Source organism: Candidatus Hydrogenedentota bacterium, from assembly GCA_016791475.1.
Taxonomy (GTDB): domain Bacteria; phylum Hydrogenedentota; class Hydrogenedentia; order Hydrogenedentales; family JAEUWI01; genus JAEUWI01.
In genome coordinates, this window is the sequence record JAEUWI010000452.1 from 1 (window position 1) to 524 (window position 524).

Genomic DNA, 524 nt, shown 5'->3' on the forward strand with positions numbered 1-524 from the left:
GTGGGACAGTGGACAGTGGACAGTGGGACAGTGGACAGTGGACAGTGGGACAGTGGACAGTGGACAGTGGACAGTGGACAGTGGGACAGTGGACATTGGGACAGTGGACAGTGGACAGTGGGACAGTGGACAGTGGACAGTGGGACAGTGGACAGTGGACAGTGGACAGTGGGACAGTGGAAAGTGAACGGTTTGAAACTGACTACAATTGATCAGGGAGCTTTTTTGAAAGGGACTGGAACCAACTTGCAATGATGAGGAGCCCTGTGAAACCCGGCAGATGTCCGAATCTACGGGTACTCGGGTTCATGTAGGTATAGAGCAATCGGCCGATCTCCTGGCAAAGGTCAAATGCCCTTTCCATGTCTGTGATGGTCATATACTCCATGCGCTTTGCATGATGGAGCATTGAACGCACTTCATTACACGACCCCTTAGCGATCACGAGGTAGCGGTTGCGATCAGCCAACGATGGCCGCCCGTGACCCTCAGCGATATTATTCATGATAGAGAGTGAAGCTCGA

At 52.7% G+C, this 524-nt stretch carries 1 protein-coding gene; it reads right to left on the minus strand.

Annotation, left to right across the window (positions count from 1 at the left end):
- Positions 1–202 precede the first annotated feature (202 nt).
- Positions 203–524 (minus strand): four helix bundle protein (locus tag JNK74_30200; protein ID MBL7650442.1); only part of this gene is annotated, 322 nt, incomplete at its 5' end.